Genomic DNA, 565 nt, shown 5'->3' with positions numbered 1-565 from the left:
CGGTTTGCCGGGACACTCCGGCGGCCTCGGCGACGTCGTTGATGGTGACGCGGGGAGAGGCGGGCCGGGGGCTGGTCGTCATCAGTCGCGCAGATCCAGATAGGCCACCTGATCCGGGGTGAGCTCGACCTGCAGCGCGTCCACGGATGTGCGTGTCTCGGTGAGGTAGCGCGGTCCGAACAGGGGGAACGTCGGGAAGGGTTGATGCAGCACATACGCCAGAGCGATCGCCGTCGCCGCCACTCCGAACTCGGAGCCGAGCTTCTCGGCCCGGCGCAGCCGTTCGAAGTTCTCATCGCTGTAGTAGCAGCGCACCAGCTCGGCGTCGGAGCGGTCATCGGGCCGGGCCCGGCCGGCGAAGAAGCCGCGTGCCTGCGCCGACCAGGGCAGCAACGGCACCTGGCGGTCGGCCAGCCACTGCTTCGACGCCGGATCGGTGACGTGTCGGCAGCCCTCCCACGGAACGCCGTAAGCCTCTGCCAGGCCGAAGTGGTTGCTCAGCACGGCGAACCCGTGCCTGCCATTCGCCGCGGCATACGTGTTTGCCTCGTCAAACCGTTCCAGC

The 565-nt window shown here is 68.7% G+C and carries 1 pseudogene; it reads right to left on the bottom strand.

The window, feature by feature from the left end:
* Positions 1-81 precede the first annotated feature (81 nt).
* A pseudogene (locus ELR45_RS37100) lies at positions 82-565 on the bottom strand (aldo/keto reductase); the annotation flags it as partial.

The sequence above is a fragment of the Phytoactinopolyspora endophytica genome, from assembly GCF_004138495.1.
In the GTDB taxonomy this organism is placed as follows: domain Bacteria; phylum Actinomycetota; class Actinomycetes; order Jiangellales; family Jiangellaceae; genus Phytoactinopolyspora; species Phytoactinopolyspora endophytica.
The sequence above is the reverse complement of the archived record's forward strand: the minus strand, read 5'-3'. Positions and strand labels throughout refer to the sequence as shown.